Here is a 17,895-nt window from a genome sequence, read left to right on the forward strand (position 1 = left end):
GAACTGTCACCGATGTCCTGATGCAGAACTGTCACCTATGTCCTGCGACATGACATGCCCGTGACGAATGTGACCCTAGTTACCTACCGTGACCAGCGAAATCAAAGTGGCCAAAGTTTTTCAGCGGGCGGCCGCTCAGAACAACATGAACTGATCGCCGGCCGGCGTCCGGTCGACGAACTCCTCGACGTCCGAGCCGCCGACCACGTGGCCCAGCAGCTCCATGAACTCGGCGTCAGAGACCAGCGGCACGCCGAGCTCCCTGGCCTGGTAGCCCTTGCCCTGCGCCGGCGCCGGAGCGTTGCAGATGACCAGCGAGGTCTGGGCATCCACGCTGTCGGAGTACGAAAGGCCCACGTGCACGATGCGCTCGATCACTTCTTCGTGGGTGCGGATCATCTCGCCCGACAGCGCCACCCGCATGCCTTGCACCAACGGCTGGCCGGGTACGAACCGCCCGGGGTTGGCGAAGGCGCACGGCAGCCGGGACGCCAGGACTTTCAGCGGCCGCAGTTCGTCGTGCGTGATGGCGCCGTTGGGCCAGCGCTTGCGCCCCACAGTGCGGATCGGCAGCCAGCGCCGGTGCTCGCGCGCCGAGGCCAGCGCCGGTTTGAGGATCTGGGCCAGCACCATGGCGTCGTCGAGCGCATCGTGCGGACGAATCTGCGTCGCGCCGTAGTGCGTCGCAAGCGTCTCGAGGCGCAGGTTCTCGGTGCCCAGGTTGAGGCGGCGGGTCAGCTCGACGGTGCACATGACGCTGTCGACCGGGAGCACCGCGCCGACGCGCTCGCACTCGGCGGCCAGGAAGGCGTAGTCGAAACCGGCGTTGTGGGCGACCAGCGTGCGGCCGGACAGCACTTCGGCAAGATCGCCGACGACCTCACCGAAGGTCGGCTGGCCCGCCAGCATCTCGGAGGTCAATCCATGCACGTGTGTGGGACCGGGATCGACGCCTGGATTCAGCAGACTGCTGAACGAGTGCTCCACGTTGCCGTCGTCCCCGAGCGCCAGCGCCGCGACGCTGATGACCCGGGCGTGCCCGGGGTCGAATCCCGATGTCTCGACGTCGACGACAGCCCAACCCGCTCCGGCCTCAGTGGCCGGTCGGCCCCAGCCGAGGTTGGTTTCGTCCACGTGGCAAGAATGGCACGGCCCGCCGACAAGTCCGGCCAGATCCCAGCGGCCCCCGCAGCGTGTCGCCGATTGGAGCCGGATCAGGCCCGGACGCGCAGACCGTCTGCGACCGTGGCCATATACGCCGCGAGCAATCGGTCGATTTCCTCTGGACCGGACCGCAGTGCGCCCGGACGCCAGGACAGGGCCAGCAGGCCGTTGAAAGTCGCCCAGAAGACGGTCGCGAGGTCGTCGGGGTTCAGAGCCGGATTCACCAACCCGGCTTCGATACCTGCGCGCAGCACGGCCGCGAGTTTGGCGTTCTGAGTACGAATCAACTCGGCGATGCGGTCGACCGCGTCCGGGACATCCGGCGGTTCGACGAGGATCTGGAATTCGTGCGGGCGCTCGCGGGCAAAGCGAGCATAGGCATTGGCCGCCAGCATTATTCGCTCTTCCACCGTGCCGTCCGCCGCGTACGCGGCGTCCATGTACGCCCGGTTCTCCTCCATTGCCTGCTCGGCGACCGCAGTGAGCAACGCGGCCCGCCCACCCACGCGGTTGTAGACGGTCTGCAGTGCGACGTCCGCTCGCTCGGCGACGGCCTCGAGATTCAGCCCGTGTACACCTTCGGTCGCGATGATCTCGCGGGCAGCGTCGACGACGGAGCGGCGGTTGGCCTCGGCCCGTCGCTGCGTTCTGGTCATCCCGGGATCAGCCACGCCCCGAGTGTAACCGGTACCACTTTTAGAAATACTTACAATTTTGGATGTACCTACATATTCTCGCTTCATGACCCGCACCGATGTGACTTTCCCTTCGGGCGACGCCACCTGCGCCGCCTGGCTGTACACGCCCACAACACCCGCCGCCGAAAAACGGCCGATCATCGTGATGGCCCACGGCCTCGGCGCCGTCAAAGAGATGCGCCTCGACGCCTTTGCCGAGCGCTTCACCGCCGCCGGCTACGTTTGCCTCGTCTTCGACTACCGCCACTTCGGTGCCAGCTCCGGCGAACCGCGCCAACTGCTCGATATCGACCGGCAGCTCGAAGACTGGCGCAACGCCGTTGCCTACGCCCGCACCCTCGATGGCGCCGACCCCGACCGCGTCGTGGTCTGGGGAACCTCGTTCGGCGGCGGGCACGTGATCGTCACGGCCGCGCAGGACAAGCGGATTGCCGCGGCAATCTCGCAGTGCCCGTTCACCGACGGGTTCGCGTCCACGTTCGCCATCCCGCCGTTGACATCGGCCAAGGTCACCGCCCTCGCGGTGCGCGATCAGATCGGCGCTCTCCTCGGCCGCGATCCCGTCATGATCTCGACCTTCGGTCCGCCCGGATCGACGGCGCTGATGACCTCACCCGACTCTGTCGCCGGGATCCAGAACCTCCTGCCGCCGGGTGCCGACATCGAGCGCGACGTCGCAGCGCGCTTCGCCTTGCAGATCGTGCGCCACTTCCCCGGCCGCCAGGCCCGCAACGTCACCTGCCCGATCTTCTTCGCCATCTGCGAGCAGGACGCCGTCGCGCCGCCGGGGCCCACCCAGAAGTACGCCGCGCAGGCACCCCGGGGTGAGATCAAGCTGTACGACACCGGCCATTTCGACATCTATGTCGGCGCGGAGTTCGAACGCAACGTCACCGATCAGCTCGACTTCCTGGCCCGCCACGTCCCGGCGGCGGCATCGTGACGCGGTAGCGGCAGCGGCGGGTCGGCAACAAATCTGGATTGTGGGAGATGAACCCCTCGGCGGGGTGCTCGACGCTATCGTCTCGGGCATGACCACGATCGACCCCGACGCCCCCGTCCTCGTCACGGGCGCCAGCGGGTACATCGGCAGCTGGATCGTCCGTTACCTGCTCGAGGCGGGGCACACCGTACACGGCACGGTGCGCAATCCGCAGAAGCCGAAGGGCCTCGAGCACCTGCACAAGCTGTCGGCCGACCATCCCGGCAAGCTCAAGCTCTTCAAGGCCGACCTGCTCGACACCGGCAGTTTCGACGAGGCGATGGCCGGTTGCGAGCTCGTCATGCACACCGCGTCGCCGTTCCTGCTCCAGGGCGTCACCGATCCGGAGGAAGCGCTGGTCCGCCCGGCGCTGGAAGGCACCCGCAACGTGCTGGACTCGGTCAACCGGACCGAGAGCGTCAAGCGTGTGGTGCTGACCAGCAGCGTGGTCGCCATCTATGGCGACGCCCGCGAATCTCGCGACGTCCCCGGCGGCGTGTTCACCGAGGACCAGTGGAACACCACCAGCAGCGTCGACCACCAGCCGTACTCGTATTCCAAGACGGTGGCCGAGCAGGAGGCCTGGCGATACCAGAAGGCACAAGACCGCTGGGACCTGGTCACCATCCATCCGGGCCTCGTGCTCGGCCCGTCCCTGACAAGCGCCAGCGACTCGGCCAGCCTGGCCACCATGAAGCAGTTCGCCGACGGCACCATGCTGACCGGCTCGCCCGAGCTGACCATGGGCGTGGTGGACGTCCGCGACGTCGCCGACGCGCACCTGCGGGCCGGCTACACGCCCGAGGCGCACGACCGCTACCTGGTCAACGCCGCCTCGCTGAGCCTGCTGGAAATCGGCCAGATCCTCCGCGGCAAGTTCGGCGTGCTGTATCCGTTCCCGTGGCTCAACGTGCCCAAGGTGGCCGTGAAGGCCGTCGCGCCGGTCATCGGGCTGACGCGCGAGTTCGTCGACACCAACGTGGGCTATCCGCTGGTCTTCGACGCCAGCCGCAGCCAGAGCGAGCTCGGATTGGTGTATCGGCCCATCGAGCGGACCGTCACCGACCACTTCCAGCAGATGCTCGACGACGGCATCGTGCGCAAGCGGCCGACCATCCGACTGCCGTAAGTGGGCACCCTCACACGTGTCGTCACATTTGCGGCGGCCCTCCTAGACTTCCGGGGATGATCACCGCACGAGGACGCGTCGCGCTCGGCGCGGGCGCTGCCGCCCGCTGGGCGTCGCGCGTGACGGGCCGCGGTGCCGGCGCCATGATCGGCGGGCTCGTCGCCATGAAGCTGGACCCGTCGATCCTCGGCCAGCTCGGCTCCGGACGACGTTCGGTCGTCGTCACCGGAACCAACGGCAAGTCCACGACGACGCGGATGACGGCCGCGGCGCTGGCAACCCTCAGCCCGGTGGCGTCCAACAGCGAGGGCGCCAACATGGACGCCGGGCTGATCGCCGCGTTGGCCGGATCACGCAAGGCGACGCTGGCCGCGCTCGAGGTCGACGAGATGCATGTGCCGCACGTGTCCGACGCGGTGGACCCGTCGGTGATCGTGTTGCTGAACCTGTCCCGCGACCAACTGGACCGCGTCGGCGAGATCAACCACATCGAGCGGACGCTGCGGGCCGGACTGGCCCGCCACCCCAAGGCCGTGGTGGTGGCCAACTGTGACGACGTGCTGGTGACCTCGGCCGCCTACGACAGCCCCAACGTGGTGTGGGTCGCCGCCGGCGGCGGCTGGTCCGGCGACTCGGTGAGCTGTCCGCGCAGCGGCGAGGTGATCGTCCGCGAGAACGGACACTGGCATTCGACCGGCACCGACTTCTCCCGCCCCGCGCCGCAGTGGTGGTACGACGAGACGAACATCTATGGGCCCGACGGCTTTACCGCACCCATGACGCTGGCCCTGCCCGGCACGGTCAACCGCGGCAACGCGACGCAGGCCGTGGCCGCCGCGGTCGCCCTGGGTGCGTCGCCCGCCGCCGCGGTGGCCGCGGTGTCGACGGTCGATGAGGTCGCGGGCCGCTACCGGACCCTGCAGGTCGGCGAGCACTCCGTGCGCATGCTGCTGGCCAAGAACCCCGCCGGCTGGCAGGAGGCGCTGTCAATGGTCTCCAGTGATGTTGCGGGAGCGGTTATTTCGGTGAACGGTCAGGTGCCCGACGGCGAGGACCTGTCGTGGCTGTGGGACGTCAACTTCGAGCATTTCGTGGACTTCCCGGCGCCCATCGTGTCGGCCGGCGAGCGCGGCACCGATCTCGCGGTGCGCCTCGGCTATGCGGGCGTCGACCACACGCTGGTGCACGACACCTTGGCCGCCATCAAGTCCTGTCCGCCCGGGCACGTCGAGGTCATCGCGAACTACACGGCGTTCCTGCAGTTGAGCCGGGAGCTGGCATGAGCGCGCCCGTCCGCATCGGCCTGGTCCTGCCCGACGTGATGGGCACATACGGCGACGGCGGCAACGCCGTCGTGCTGCGACAGCGCTTGCAACTCAGGGGAATTGACGCCGAGATCGTCGAGATCACCCTTGACGACCCGGTGCCGGATTCGATGGACCTCTACACGCTCGGCGGCGCCGAGGACTACGCGCAGCGCCTGGCCACCCGCCACCTGCTGCAGTACCCCGGCCTCCAGCGCGCGGTCGAACGCGGTGCCCCGGTGCTGGCGATCTGCGCAGCCATCCAGGTGCTCGGGCACTGGTATGAAACGTCTTCGGGCGAGCGCGTCGACGGCGTCGGCCTGCTGGACGTCACGACCTCGCCGCAGCCCGAACGCACCATCGGTGAGGTGACATCGGTGCCCGTCATCGACGGCCTCACCCAGAAACTCACCGGTTTCGAAAACCACCGCGGCGGAACCGATCTCGGACCGCTGGCCAAACCGCTGGCGCGCGTCGAAAAAGGTGCCGGTAACCGCGCGGGCTCCGGCTACGACGGTGTCGTACAGGGCAGTGTGGTCGCGACGTATCTGCACGGTCCGTGCCTCGCCCGGAACCCGGAGTTGGCCGACCATCTGCTGTCGCAGGTCGTCGGCGACCTGCCGCCTCTGGAGCTGCCCGAGGTCGACCTGCTGCGCACCGAGCGCCTCGCCGCACCGCGCCGGGCGTGATTCAGCGGAGCGCCTCAACCCTTTGCTGTGAACTGACTGTCAACGTGTGCAGACACGGTTTCGCCGTTTGGACGGCCGGGTAGAAACGAGCCACCACTGTCCGGCTAGAGAGGCGCGCCCCATGCTTGACTTCTTCTGTCCCTCGTGCGGCGATTTCATCTTCGACACGGTCACATGCGCGCGATGTGACGGGTCGGCGGATCAGGAGCTCGCACAGTCCGCGTGAAAGACGCTGCTGCAGTGCCGCTTTCACCTCACGAATCGACACCGCGCGACGGCTTGCCAGGTTGGTTAGGCAAACCTCTCGCCCGTGGAAATTCCTGCCCCCGGAGGCGTTTTCCGCGAGTTCGCCGTGCGCTGCCCGCGGTCGTGGCGCATCATGAACCGCACGGCTCGTCGCGTCTCGCGAGCCTGCGGCACGTTGAGTATTGGCGTCTTCGACTAGGAACGGCGATATGACTGAGTGCTTCCTGGCAGGTGAAGAAATCCACCAGCTCAACCGGGACCTACGGATACTCATCGCGACAAACGGCACCCTCACCCGGATTCTCGGTGTCGTCACCGGCGAAGAAATTGTCGTGCAGATCGTCGAGCAGCAGATTCATCCGCGCGAACTCGCCCCATCGGAGCAGCTGTCGGACAGCAGAATTCTGCAACGTCGTGTCCTGCTCAACGGCGGCGTGTCGGGGCGCCGATTCGTCGGGGCAGAGTCACTCATCGCCATCGATCTGCTCCCCCCGACGATCGCGGCGGACCTGACGAGCACGAGTGCGCCCATCGGCGAGATCATGGCCGCCAGCCGCCTCGAAACGTACAAGGAGCCGGCCGACATCTGGGTGGCGGAATCACCCGATTGGCTTGTCGCCGCAACGGATCAGGCCCCGCAGCCGAGAACCGTCAGCCGCCGGTACCGCATCATCATCGAGGGGCAACCCGTCATCGTCATCACCGAGTACTTCCTCGATTTCGCGGCGACGTCATCATGACACTGCCGAATGGCAATGTGGCAGCGCTGCTGGCCGAGCGAGCTGCCGAAGAAGGCTGGCGCGACCGACCCGCCTACCATGGTCCCAACCTCGTGACGCACGGCCAAATCCACGACGGTGCAGCATGTTTGGGAACCGAGTTGCGGCGACGCGGCCTGTCCGCCGGGGATCGCGTCCTCCTGTGCCTTCCGGATTCGCCTGAACTCGTTCAGTTGCTACTGGCGTGCCTCGGCCGTGGCATCGTCGCCTTCCTGGCCAACCCCGAGCTCAATCGTCGCGACCACAGCTTCGCCGAAAACGACACGGAGCCGGCACTTGTCATCACGTCCGGCACGCTTCTCGACCATTTTCGGGAGTCAACCGCGGTAGCCGCCGCAGACCTGGTCGCCGAAGCCACCCATGCCGAGCCGGCCGGCTACGAGCAGCTGTCCGGTGATGCTCCTGCTTACGCCACCTACACGTCCGGTACGACGGGCGCGCCGAAAGCCGCCGTCCATCGGCACTCCGACGTGTGGGCGTACGTCGAAGCGATGTGCGACCGGGCGTTGCAGCTCACTGCCCGAGACACCGGGTTATGCAGCGCACCTATGTATTTCGCATACGGACTGGGAAACTCCGTCTGGTTCCCGCTTGCCACAGGCAGTTCCGCGATCATCGTCAAACGGCCGGTGACCGCCGAAGCGACAGCCGAGCTGAGCGCCACATTCAGCGCGTCGGTGCTCTACGGCGTGCCAACGTTTTTCGCGCGCATCATCGAGGCATGCTCCCCTGACGCGTTCCGTTCGCTCCGCTGCGTGGTATCGGCCGGCGAGGCTCTGGACATCCGGCTCGCCGCGCGGATGACAGACTTCTTCGGCGGCATCCCGATACTCGACGGCATCGGCTCGACGGAGGTCGGACAGACCTTCGTGTCGAACACCATCGACCAATGGCGGCCCGGAACCATCGGAAAAGTTCTGCCGCCCTACGAAATTCGTGTCGTCACGCCGGAGGGCGCGGCGGCGGGCCCCGGCGTTGCGGGGACACTCTGGGTCCGCGGCCCGTCGATATCCCCGGGGTACTGGAACCGGCCGGCCGGCCTGCTCGCGTGCGACGGCGACTGGCTCGACACCCGGGACAGGGTGACCATCGACGCCGACGGCTGGGTGACGTACCACTGCCGCACGGACGACACCGAGATCATCGGGGGCGTCAACGTCAATCCGCGCGATATCGAGCGCCTCCTCACCGCGGACGACAGAGTCGCCCACGCGGCCGTCGTCGCGGTGACGGAGTCACCCGGCGTATCGGCGCTGCAGGCGTTTCTCGTCCCGGCAGGGGACGCGGTCATCGACGAATCCGCGGTTCGAGACCTCCACCAGCGCTTGGTCTTTGAGCTGTCCGCGGTCCAGGTGCCGCACCGATTCGCCGTGGTCGAGCAGCTCCCCCGCACTCCGACCGGCAAGCTCGTCCGTGCTGCGCTTCGCGCCGAGAGCCCGGCGCCGCCCATCTGGGACAACCCCGCCGCCGAGCCGCCACCGGTGGCGCCGGCGCCCAGTCCCGAACGCACACCGAACGCTGTGACGCTCGGCGAGCGGTTCGCCATCCTGCAGCAGGAACAGCACCGCCTCGTGGCGGACACGGTGTGTGCCGAGGTCGCGAAGATGCTGGGGCTGGCCGACCCGCAGTCGCTGAGCCGGGACCTCGCGTTCTCCGAGCTCGGCTTCGATTCGAAGATGACGGTCGAACTCCGCAATCGACTGACGGCCGTTACGGGACTGCACCTTTCGGACACCGTCGGCTGGGATTACGGCTCGATCGCGCAACTGGCCCGGCATGTGGAAGCCCAACTGTCTTCCGGCAACAGCCCGGCCGCGCCGGCCCCGTCAACGGGGGTCGACGAACCGATCGCCATCGTGGGCATGGGTTGCCGGTTCCCCGGCGGGGTGGATACGCCGCAGGGGCTGTGGGAAATGGTCGCCGGTGCCCGGGACGTCGTGTCGGAGTTCCCGACCGACCGGGGTTGGGATACCCACGGCTTGTTCGACCCGGATCCCGATGCGCCGGGCAAGACCTACACCCGCTGGGGAGGTTTTCTCACCGATGTGGCCGGCTTCGACGCCGGCTTCTTCGGGATCGGCCCCAGTGAGGCACGGACGATGGATCCGCAGCAACGGTTGCTGCTCGAGTGTTCGTGGGAAGCCTTGGAACAGGCCGGGATCGACCCGACCTCGTTGCACGGATCCGCCACCGGGGTGTTCACCGGAATCTTCGCGCAGCGCTACGGTGCCGCGGGGACCGACAGGCTGGAAGGCTACGGGCTGACCGGTTCGGCGTTGAGTGTGGCCTCGGGCCGGGTGGCTTATGTGTTGGGGCTGCAGGGACCCGCGGTGTCGGTGGATACCGCGTGCTCGTCGTCGTTGGTGTCCCTGCACTGGGCACTGCAGTCGCTGCGCTCGGGTGAATGCGATCTGGCCTTGGCCGGCGGCGTGACGGTGATGACGTCGCCGGAGACCTTCATCGGGTTCAGCAGGCAACGGGGCCTGGCCCCTGATGGGCGGTGCAAGGCTTTCGCGGGTGCCGCCGACGGGACGGCGTGGGGTGAGGGTGCCGGCGTCCTGGCGCTGGAGCGGTTGTCGGATGCCCAGCGATCGGGGCATCCGGTGCTGGCGGTGGTGCGCGGCAGTGCCGTCAACCAGGACGGCGCCTCCAATGGCCTGACCGCACCCAACGGGCCGTCCCAGCAGCGCGTGATCCGGGCCGCCCTGGCCGCCGCAAGGCTGACGGCCGCCGACGTGGATGTGGTCGAGGGCCATGGGACGGGCACCACGTTGGGCGATCCCATTGAAGCGCAAGCACTTTTGGCCGCCTACGGGCAGGAGCGCCCGGCGGACCGGCCGTTGTGGGTGGGTTCGATCAAGTCGAACATGGGTCATACCCAGGCCGCCGCCGGGGTGGCCGGGGTGATCAAGATGGTGCAGGCGATGCGCCACGGCGTGATGCCGGCGACGCTGCACGTCGATGTCCCGTCCCCGCGCGCCGATTGGGACCGCGGCGCGGTATCGGTGCTGACCGACGCCCGGGATTGGCCGCTCGACGGGCGCCCACGCCGGGCCGGCGTGTCGTCATTCGGCATCAGCGGCACCAATGCGCATGTGATCTTGGAGCAGGGCCCGCCGGATGAACCGGCGAGCGCCGAAGTGGTGAACCCGAGTGGCTTATCGGCTCTGCCATGGGTCATTTCGGCGAAATCAGTCGAGGCGCTCAGCGCGCAGGCAGCGCGGTTGTCGGCACATCTGCGCGTTCGTCCGCGGCTCGAGCCTGTCGACGTGGGGTACTCGCTGGCTCGGCGTTCGACGTTCGAGCACCGAGCAGTGGTGCTGGGCAGCGATCGTCAGACGCTCGCGGAAGCACTGGCCGCCCTGGCCGCCGGCGCGCCGGACGCGGCAGTCGTGACCGGCCGCGCGGGCCCCGTGGGAAAGTCGGTGGTCGTATTTCCCGGGCAGGGCGCACAACGCCTCGGGATGGGCCGGCAGCTGTATGACCAACTGCCGGTGTACGCCAAGGCTTTTGACGACGTGGCCGACGAGTTGGATCGGCATCTGCGGTTGCCGCTGCGCCAGGTGCTCTGGGGCTCCGACAGCGGTCTGCTCGACAGCACCGAATTCGCGCAGCCGGCGCTGTTCGCGGTGGAAGTATCGTTGTTCGCGGTGCTACGCAGCTGGGGCGTGACCCCGGACTTCGTGATGGGTCATTCGGTTGGCGAGTTCTCGGCGGCGTACGTCGCGGGCGTGCTCGCCCTGCCCGACGCCGCACTGCTGGTCGCCGCCAGGGGACGCCTGATGCAGGCCCTACCGCCGGGCGGTGCGATGACCGCGGTGAGTGCCGCCGAAGACGCGGTGACGCCGCTACTGGCCGAGGGCGCGGTGATCGCGGCGATCAATGCGCCTGAGTCGGTGGTGATCTCGGGGCCGCGGAGCGCCGTGAATGCAACGGCTGACCGGCTGGCCGCGCACGGCCACCGGGTGCATCCGCTGGCGGTCTCGCATGCCTTCCACTCACCGCTGATGGAGCCGATGCTCGACGAGTTCGCGCAGATCGCCGCTCGGGTCGAGCCGCGACCGCCGCAGATTCCGCTGATCTCGAACGTGACGGCCCAATCAGTGTGCGCAGACGGCGATTTCGGCTCGGCGCGGTACTGGGTCGAGCACATACGGCGGCCGGTGCGTTTCGCCGACAGCATCCAGACCCTGCAGACTCACGGGGCGACCCACTTCATCGAGGTCGGTCCGGGTGGCGGCCTGACGGCCGCCGTCGAACAGTCGCTGCCGGCGGCCGAACCGGTCACGGTGTCACTGCTGGGCAAGGGCCGGCCGGAGCTTGCGGCACTGCTGCACGGAGCCGCGCGGTTGTTCACCACCGGTGTCCCGGTCGCGTGGCCGGCGGTGTTCGCCGGCTCGGGTGGACGCCGGATCGAGTTGCCCACGTATGCATTTCAGCGGCGGCGGTTCTGGTCGATGCCGACCGCAGCCGGATCCGCGGGCACCGCCGCGCTGGGCCTGGACGCCGCGCAGCACCCGTTGTTGAGCGCCGTGGTCGAGCGGCCCGATTCCGGCGGAGTGGTCTTGACCGGGCGGCTCTCCTTGGCAGATCAACCCTGGCTGGCCGAGCACCAGGTCGGCGGCGTGATGCTGTTTCCGGGTACCGGGTTCGTGGAGCTGGCCATCCGCGCCGGCGACGAGGTGGGTTGCGGCGCCATCGAGGAGTTGGTGCTGGCGGCGCCCCTGGTCCTGGACGAGGAGGCCGCGACCCAACTTCAGGTGGTGGTGGGAGCGGCCACCGAATCAGGCAGCCGGGCTGTCTCGGTGTACTCACGGAAAGCTGAACCCGAAGCCGAGTGGCTGTTGCACGCCGAGGGCACGCTGACGCCCACCGCCGCAGCGCATTCCGGAGACCTGACGCGGTGGCCACCGTCGGGCGCGGAAAGCGTGGACCTGTCGGGCGCCTATGCGCGGCTGGCCGACCGCGGCTACGAGTATGGGCCGGCATTCCAGGGCCTCGTCGCGCTCTGGCGACGCGGCCAGGAGCTCTTCGCCGAGGTGACCGCGCCCGGTGAGGCCGGCGCGGTCGACCCGATGGGCATCCATCCGGCTGTGCTGGATGCGGTGCTGCATGCCGCAGGTCTCGCCATCGACACATCCCAGACGACGCTGCCGTTCTGCTGGCGTGGCGTGACACTGCATGCCGGTGGCGCGGGGCGGGTGCGGGCCCGCATCACCGTGCTGGGGCATGACGAGCTGTCGGTGGACGTCGCCGACGACACCGGTTCGCCGGTGCTGACGGTCCGCTCGCTGACCACCCGCCCGATCACGGCCGGCCAGCTCCCCACCGCAGCCGGTGGCGCCGGGCCACTTGAAGTGGTGTGGACGCCAATAGCGCTGAACCACAATGTGATCGACCACGATCAGGTGGTCGAGTGGGAATGCGCGGCGGCGGGCGACGACGTGGTGGGTGCGGTGCACGAGGCCACCCGCGCGGCCCTCGAGGTGTTGCAGGACTGGCTGACCGAGGAACGGGCGGGCACGCTGGTGGTGTCGACCTGTGGCGCGGTGGGACTGCCCGGCGCGGATGTCAGCGATCTGGCCGCCGCGGCGGTGTGGGGTCTGGTGCGCTCGGCGCAGGCCGAAAACCCCGGGCGGATCATGCTTCTCGACACGGACGGCACACTGGACGCGGCAGCGGTGGCCGCTGCCGGCGAGCCTCAACTGGTGGTGCGGGCCGGCAAGGCGTACGCCGCCCGGTTGGCCTCGGCCCCTGCACTTTTGGCGCCGCCGGCGGGTGCATGGCGGTTAGCCGTGGGCGGCGACGGAACGCTGGAGAATCTCGTCATCCTGGACTGCCCCGAAGTGGAGGCACCGCTGCAGGCCGGCGAGGTGCGCGTGGCGGTGACGGCGGTAGGGGTCAACTTCCGCGATGTGATGGCGGCCTTGGGCATGTATCCCGGCCAGGCCCCGGTACTGGGCGCCGAGGGCGCGGGTGTGGTGGTCGAGGTTGGCCCGGACGTATCGGGTCTGGCAGTCGGTGATGCCGTGATGGGTCTGCTGGCCGGCACCGGCCCGGTAGCCGTGGCCGACCAGCAGTTGCTCACCACCGTGCCGGAGGGCTGGTCGCTCGAGCAGGCTGCAGGTGTGTCGGTGGCATTTCTGACGGCGCTGTACGCGTTGTCGGATCTGGCCGGGCTCTGCGCCGGGGAATCGGTGCTGGTGCACGCCGGTACCGGCGGGGTGGGCATGGCGGCAGTGCAACTGGCCCGCCACTTCGGGGCGGACGTCTTTGTCACCGCCAGTCCCGGCAAGTGGGGCACGTTGCGCGCCATGGGTTTTGACGACGACCACATCGGCGATTCCCGAACCCTCGACTTCGAGGCCAAGTTCCTGGCGGTCACCGAGGGTCGCGGGGTCGACGTCGTGCTCGACTCGCTGGCCGGTGAGTTCGTGGACGCGTCGCTCAGGTTGCTGATCCGCGGTGGGCGTTTCATCGAGATGGGCAAGACCGACATCCGCGACGCCGAGTCCGTCGCCGCCCGATATCCCGGTGTTCGGTACCAGGCGTTCGATCTCTCCGAGGCCGCACCGCAACGGATGCAGGCGATGCTGTGCGAGTTGACCAAACTCTTCGAAACCGAGCGGCTTCGGCCACTGCCCGTCACCACGTGGGATGTCCGCTGCGCCGTGGAGGCCTACCGGTTCATCAGCCAGGCGCGCCACGTCGGCAAGGTGGTGCTGACGATGCCGACGGCGCTATCGGATCGGCTGGCCGACGGCACGGTGTTGATCACCGGCGCCACCGGAATGGTCGGCGCGGAACTGGCCCGCCATCTGGTCAGCGCCTACGGGGTGCGGCACCTGGTGCTGGCCAGCCGCCGCGGGGACCGCGCCGAAGGGGCCGCCGAGCTGGCCGCCGCGCTGGAAAGTGCCGGCGCCCACGTGGAATTGGTGGCCTGCGACGTATCCGATCCGGGCGCGGTCACGGCGCTGGTGGCGCAATTGGCGCAGTGCTGCCCACCGCTGCGCGGAGTGATCCACGCCGCCGGGGTGCTCGACGATGCGGTGATCGGCTCGCTGACCCCGGACCGGCTGGCAAAAGTGCTGCGCGCCAAGGTGGATGCGGCCTGGAACCTGCATGAGGCCACTCGCGAGCTGGATTTGGCGATGTTCGTGTTGTGTTCCTCGATCGCCGCCACCGTGGGCTCACCGGGTCAGGGCAATTACGCGGCGGCCAACGCTTTCCTGGACGGCTTTGCCGCCCATCGGAGAGCGCTGGGCCTGCCCGGCACGTCCCTCGTGTGGGGGTTGTGGGAACAGTCGAGTGGAATGACGGCCCATCTGAGCGACCGCGACCTGGCCCGGATCGGCAGCAGCGGGCTGGCACCGATGAACCCCGAGCAGGCGCTGACACTTTTCGATGACGCGCTGACGATCGACCACCCCGTCACGGTGGCCGCCCGCCTGGACCGCGCGGCACTGAACACCAAGGCCCGCAACGGAAATCTGCCGGCGTTGTTCAGCGGGCTCGTCCGCAGCCCCCGGCGACGCGACCCCGTCGAGCCCACCGGGTCGACATCGGCGCTGACGCAGCGCCTCGCCGGGTTGGCGCGCGACGAGCAACATGCGCTGCTGGCCGAGACGGTGTGTGCGCAAGCGGCGGCGGTTCTGGGCCACCCCACACCCGGGGAGATCGACCGCGATGCCACGTTCGAGGATCTGGGCTTCGACTCCCTGACCGCTGTCGAACTGCGCAACCGCCTCAAAACCGTTACCGGCCTGGCCCTGCCACCCACGCTGATCTTCGACCACCCCAGCCCCGGCGCGCTTGCCACCCATCTGGCCGGGTCGCTCACCGGCACCAGCGCGCCTGCGGCAACTCACGTCGGCCCGAGTGACCAGGCCCCGGTGGACGACCGGCTCGCCCATCTGGACCAGGCCGCGTTCCTGGCACTGCGCGCGAGCCACGGCACGAGACTGCAGATGACGTGGATCTACGACCGGGCCGTCGACGTCGCCGCCTTGCGGCGGTTTCACCACAACCTCGGCCACGGGCTGCTGGGACGCCGGATCGAGCGCTCGTCATTGCCGTTCGCGCGTGATCGCTGGGTCCTGTCTCCGGCGGCACCCGACATCGACTTCGCCGCCACGGCACGGCCGCGCGCCGACGTGAGCGCCTGGTCCGACGAACGCGCCCGCCTGCCCCTCGATCCCGAGTGGGGCCCCGGATGGCACCTCGGGGTTCTCCCTCTCGAGGGTGGCGCCACCGCGATCAGTCTCGTGGCGTCGCACCTCATCGTCGATGCCATCGCGTTCGGGCAGGCCGTCGCCGACGCTGTCGAGGGCAGGACGCACGACCTGGGTTATCTGCCCCCGGCGTCACGCCCCCGCGGCCGCGCGCTGCGTGCGGACCTGCGGCAGACGGTCAGGGACCTGCCCGACGTGGCGCACGCCGTGGCCGCGGTGGCTCGGATGGCCCGCCGCGAACGGGGCGAGCTCCGGCCACCGGCCACGGCAGCACCCGCTGCCCCGCGCGGGATCGACGCCGAGCGGACGGTCGACGTCCCCGGACTCACCGCGCAGATCGACCTCACCGAATGGGATGCCCGCGCGAAAATTCTTGGCGGGGGCAGCAACTCGCTCGTCGCCGGCATCGCGTGCCGACTCGCGGTGGCGGCGGGGCGCGTGCAGGAGGACGGCACCGTCACCCTGCGTTTCGTGCTGTCGCGGCGCACCGAGGGCGATACCCGCGCGAACGCGCTGACGAGTGCCGACGTCGTCGTCGACCCCACGCACGCGGCGAAGGACCTCAGCGAGATCCGCGCCAAGGTCACGCGCGCCACGCTCGAGACCATCGAGAACCCTGACGACGAGGCTCTGGCGCCGACAGCGCTGGCGGCGATAACGCCGAAATGGGCCGTCAGGAAGTTCGGCGCGATGGCCGCGGGCGGCGCCATCCTCCCCGTCACCTGCTCCAACGTCGGCGACGTGCCGCCCGCGGTGAACCGGCCCGACGGCACCGACGCCGCCTACCTGTCGATGAGATCGATCGAACCCGACATCACGAAGGGCTTGCTCGAGGCCATGGGCGGACAGCTGTTCCTGTCCTCGAGCCGGGTGGCGGGGAAGATGTCGATCCGGATCTCTGCCTATCTTCCGGGTCGGCCCAATACCCGGGAAGCGTTGCGCGACATGGTGTCACGCACCCTCGCCGAATTCGCTCTGGACGCGCAGATCGACTACTGACCGGCCGCCTCGGCCCGTTCCCGGGCCGCGCGTGCCACCGGTGAGTACTCCAGGTAGTCCAGCGCCATCTGCGTGGACGCCTCGGCGTTCGGGTGATAGCCGGGCCGGATGTAGCGCAGCGGCACCGTCACCATGAGCAGCCAGGGTCCCGGTACCCGGTACTCCCGGGAGGCGCGCAACCAGTCACGCAAGCGCGGCTTGGCCGTGATGGTCGGGTCTTTCTCCATCAGATAGCGAATGCCCCGGTACCACGTGAACAGGAACCCGGGCGCGGTGAGCAGCATGGTCACCGCCCGCATGACGTAGTTGCCGCACAGGTGCTGGTAGATGTCGAACACCAGCGCCCGGTGCTCGATCTCCTCGGCGCCGTGCCAGCGCAGCAGGTCGAGCATGGTCGGATCGGCGCCGGCGTAGTCGAGTCCGCGGTTCTGGATGGTCCATTGCCCCAAAGCCGCATTGAACGGTTCGAGCGCCGCTGCGACCGCCAGGCGCTGATACAGCGACCACCGCTGCACCACCCGCGGCAGTCGCGACTGCTTGTCGCCCACGGCGGGCAGTTCCTCCTGCATCGAGCCGGTGAACGGTGTGCTCTCGATGCCCTGCTCCGCCAGATGCTGCAGCACCATCTGGTGTGCCTGCGCGTGCCAGCCCTCCTGCTGCACGAACGGCTTGATCGCGGCTTTCATCTCCGGGTCGGTGACGAGCGGTTCGGCCTCGTTGACGACCTGGATGAACCAGCGCTCACCGGCCGGCAGCATCAGATGCAGCACGTTCAGCATGTGGGTGGAGAACGGGTCGCCGGGGACCCAGTGCAGCGGCGTATCCGACCAGTCGAACCGGACTTTTCGGCGATGGGTCGGATATCCGTCGTGGTGGACCTCGTGATCAGTCATCCAGACTCTTTTCCCAGTTGGAGCCGGTTCAACCCTACGCCAACAACCCCGTGCCCTGCGCGACGAACGCCAGGCCGACGAGTGTCACGATCAGCACCACGATCTGCTGCCGGTAGCCGCCGACCCAGTCGTGCACTTTCCGCAGTGCCGCTTGGGTTTTCGCCGGGGTGACGACGTTGCAGAGCAGCACCACCTCGACGACCGCGAGGCTCACCGCGATGAAAACCAGCGCGACGCCGATCTGTGTGCCGATCGCGGCGCCCGACGCCAGGATCGTCGTCAGGGCGAACAGCACCAGCGACGGGTTCGGGCCGGCCCAGAAGCCGATCACCGCCGCGACCCACAGCGCCCCGCTCTCCCAGGCCCGCTGGGCACGTCCCAGCAATCCGCCGCGTGGCGGCGCGTCGGGGTCGCGCTGCAGCAGCTTCGAGATGGGTGAGACGTCCGTATCCGGTGCACGCCGGCGCGCCACCATCCGGGCTGCCGTCACCGCCGCGATGACCAGCAGCAGCACGCCGACGAACACCTGGATATGCCGCATCGTCGCACTCGCGGTGGTGCGCGGGTTGGCCAGGTCGTGCACCCACGCCAGGTCGGTGAAGTGCAGCGCCAGCAGCGGAAGCAGCAGCAGCATGACGCTGGCGGTGACGCAGCCGACCCAGTACACCAGCAGGTTCTGTGCCGGACGCGGCCGGGAGATCAGCAACAGGTTGACCCCGAGGCGCACCGGGTCGAACGCGATCGGCAGTGCCAGCACCGCCACAGAACCCCACATTGCCGC

General features: G+C 68.7%; 10 protein-coding genes. 6 read left to right on the forward strand and 4 right to left on the reverse strand.

The features are described from left to right. Positions 1-135: 135 nt before the first annotated feature. Complete coding sequence (locus QRN63_RS26995) at positions 136-1,134, reverse strand: DEDDh family exonuclease (RefSeq protein ID WP_285034006.1); 999 nt, start codon at positions 1,132-1,134, stop codon at positions 136-138. A gap of 80 nt (positions 1,135-1,214) precedes the next feature. Continuing rightward, the gene (locus QRN63_RS27000; RefSeq protein ID WP_350224478.1) at positions 1,215-1,820 is read right to left on the reverse strand and encodes a TetR/AcrR family transcriptional regulator; all 606 of its coding nucleotides are present in this window, start codon (positions 1,818-1,820) and stop codon (positions 1,215-1,217) included. A gap of 85 nt (positions 1,821-1,905) precedes the next feature. Between QRN63_RS27000 and QRN63_RS27005 the strand changes: the two genes are divergently transcribed. The 6 genes from QRN63_RS27005 to QRN63_RS29765 all read left to right on the forward strand — a co-directional run bounded on the left by QRN63_RS27005 (position 1,906) and on the right by QRN63_RS29765 (position 16,221). Continuing rightward, a complete protein-coding gene (locus QRN63_RS27005) occupies positions 1,906-2,805 on the forward strand; it encodes an alpha/beta hydrolase (protein WP_285034009.1) in 900 nt (299 codons plus the stop codon). 88 nt (positions 2,806-2,893) lie between these two features. Next, positions 2,894-3,973, forward strand: a complete 1,080-nt coding sequence (locus tag QRN63_RS27010) for an SDR family oxidoreductase (protein WP_285034011.1) — start codon at positions 2,894-2,896, stop codon at positions 3,971-3,973. A gap of 56 nt (positions 3,974-4,029) precedes the next feature. After that, a complete protein-coding gene (locus QRN63_RS27015; protein ID WP_285034012.1) occupies positions 4,030-5,256 on the forward strand; it encodes a Mur ligase family protein in 1,227 nt (408 codons plus the stop codon). Further along, complete coding sequence (locus QRN63_RS27020) at positions 5,253-5,966, forward strand: type 1 glutamine amidotransferase (RefSeq protein ID WP_267319489.1); 714 nt, start codon at positions 5,253-5,255, stop codon at positions 5,964-5,966. Before QRN63_RS27015 ends, QRN63_RS27020 begins: the two co-directional genes overlap by 4 nt. A 455-nt stretch (positions 5,967-6,421) precedes the next feature. Then, complete coding sequence (locus QRN63_RS27025; protein ID WP_285034013.1) at positions 6,422-6,952, forward strand: chorismate--pyruvate lyase family protein; 531 nt, start codon at positions 6,422-6,424, stop codon at positions 6,950-6,952. Further along, positions 6,949-16,221 carry an SDR family NAD(P)-dependent oxidoreductase gene (locus QRN63_RS29765; protein ID WP_502888201.1) on the forward strand — a complete coding sequence of 3,091 codons (9,273 nt, stop codon included), beginning with the start codon at positions 6,949-6,951 and terminating at the stop codon, positions 16,219-16,221. The genes QRN63_RS27025 and QRN63_RS29765 overlap by 4 nt, the downstream gene beginning before the upstream one ends. On the opposite strand, the gene QRN63_RS27040 is transcribed toward QRN63_RS29765, so the two are convergent. Then, on the reverse strand, positions 16,215-17,114 hold the full coding sequence (locus QRN63_RS27040) for a metal-dependent hydrolase (protein WP_285034015.1): 900 nt from the start codon (positions 17,112-17,114) through the stop codon (positions 16,215-16,217). The genes QRN63_RS29765 and QRN63_RS27040 overlap by 7 nt on opposite strands. Before the next feature lie 34 nt (positions 17,115-17,148). Then, entirely contained in the window at positions 17,149-17,889 is a 741-nt protein-coding gene (locus QRN63_RS27045) for a GAP family protein (protein WP_267319492.1), read from the reverse strand. Between the last annotated feature and the right edge of the window lie 6 nt (positions 17,890-17,895).

Origin of the sequence: Mycolicibacterium sp. lyk4-40-TYG-92 (assembly GCF_030209435.1) — a bacterium.
GTDB lineage: Bacteria > Actinomycetota > Actinomycetes > Mycobacteriales > Mycobacteriaceae > Mycobacterium.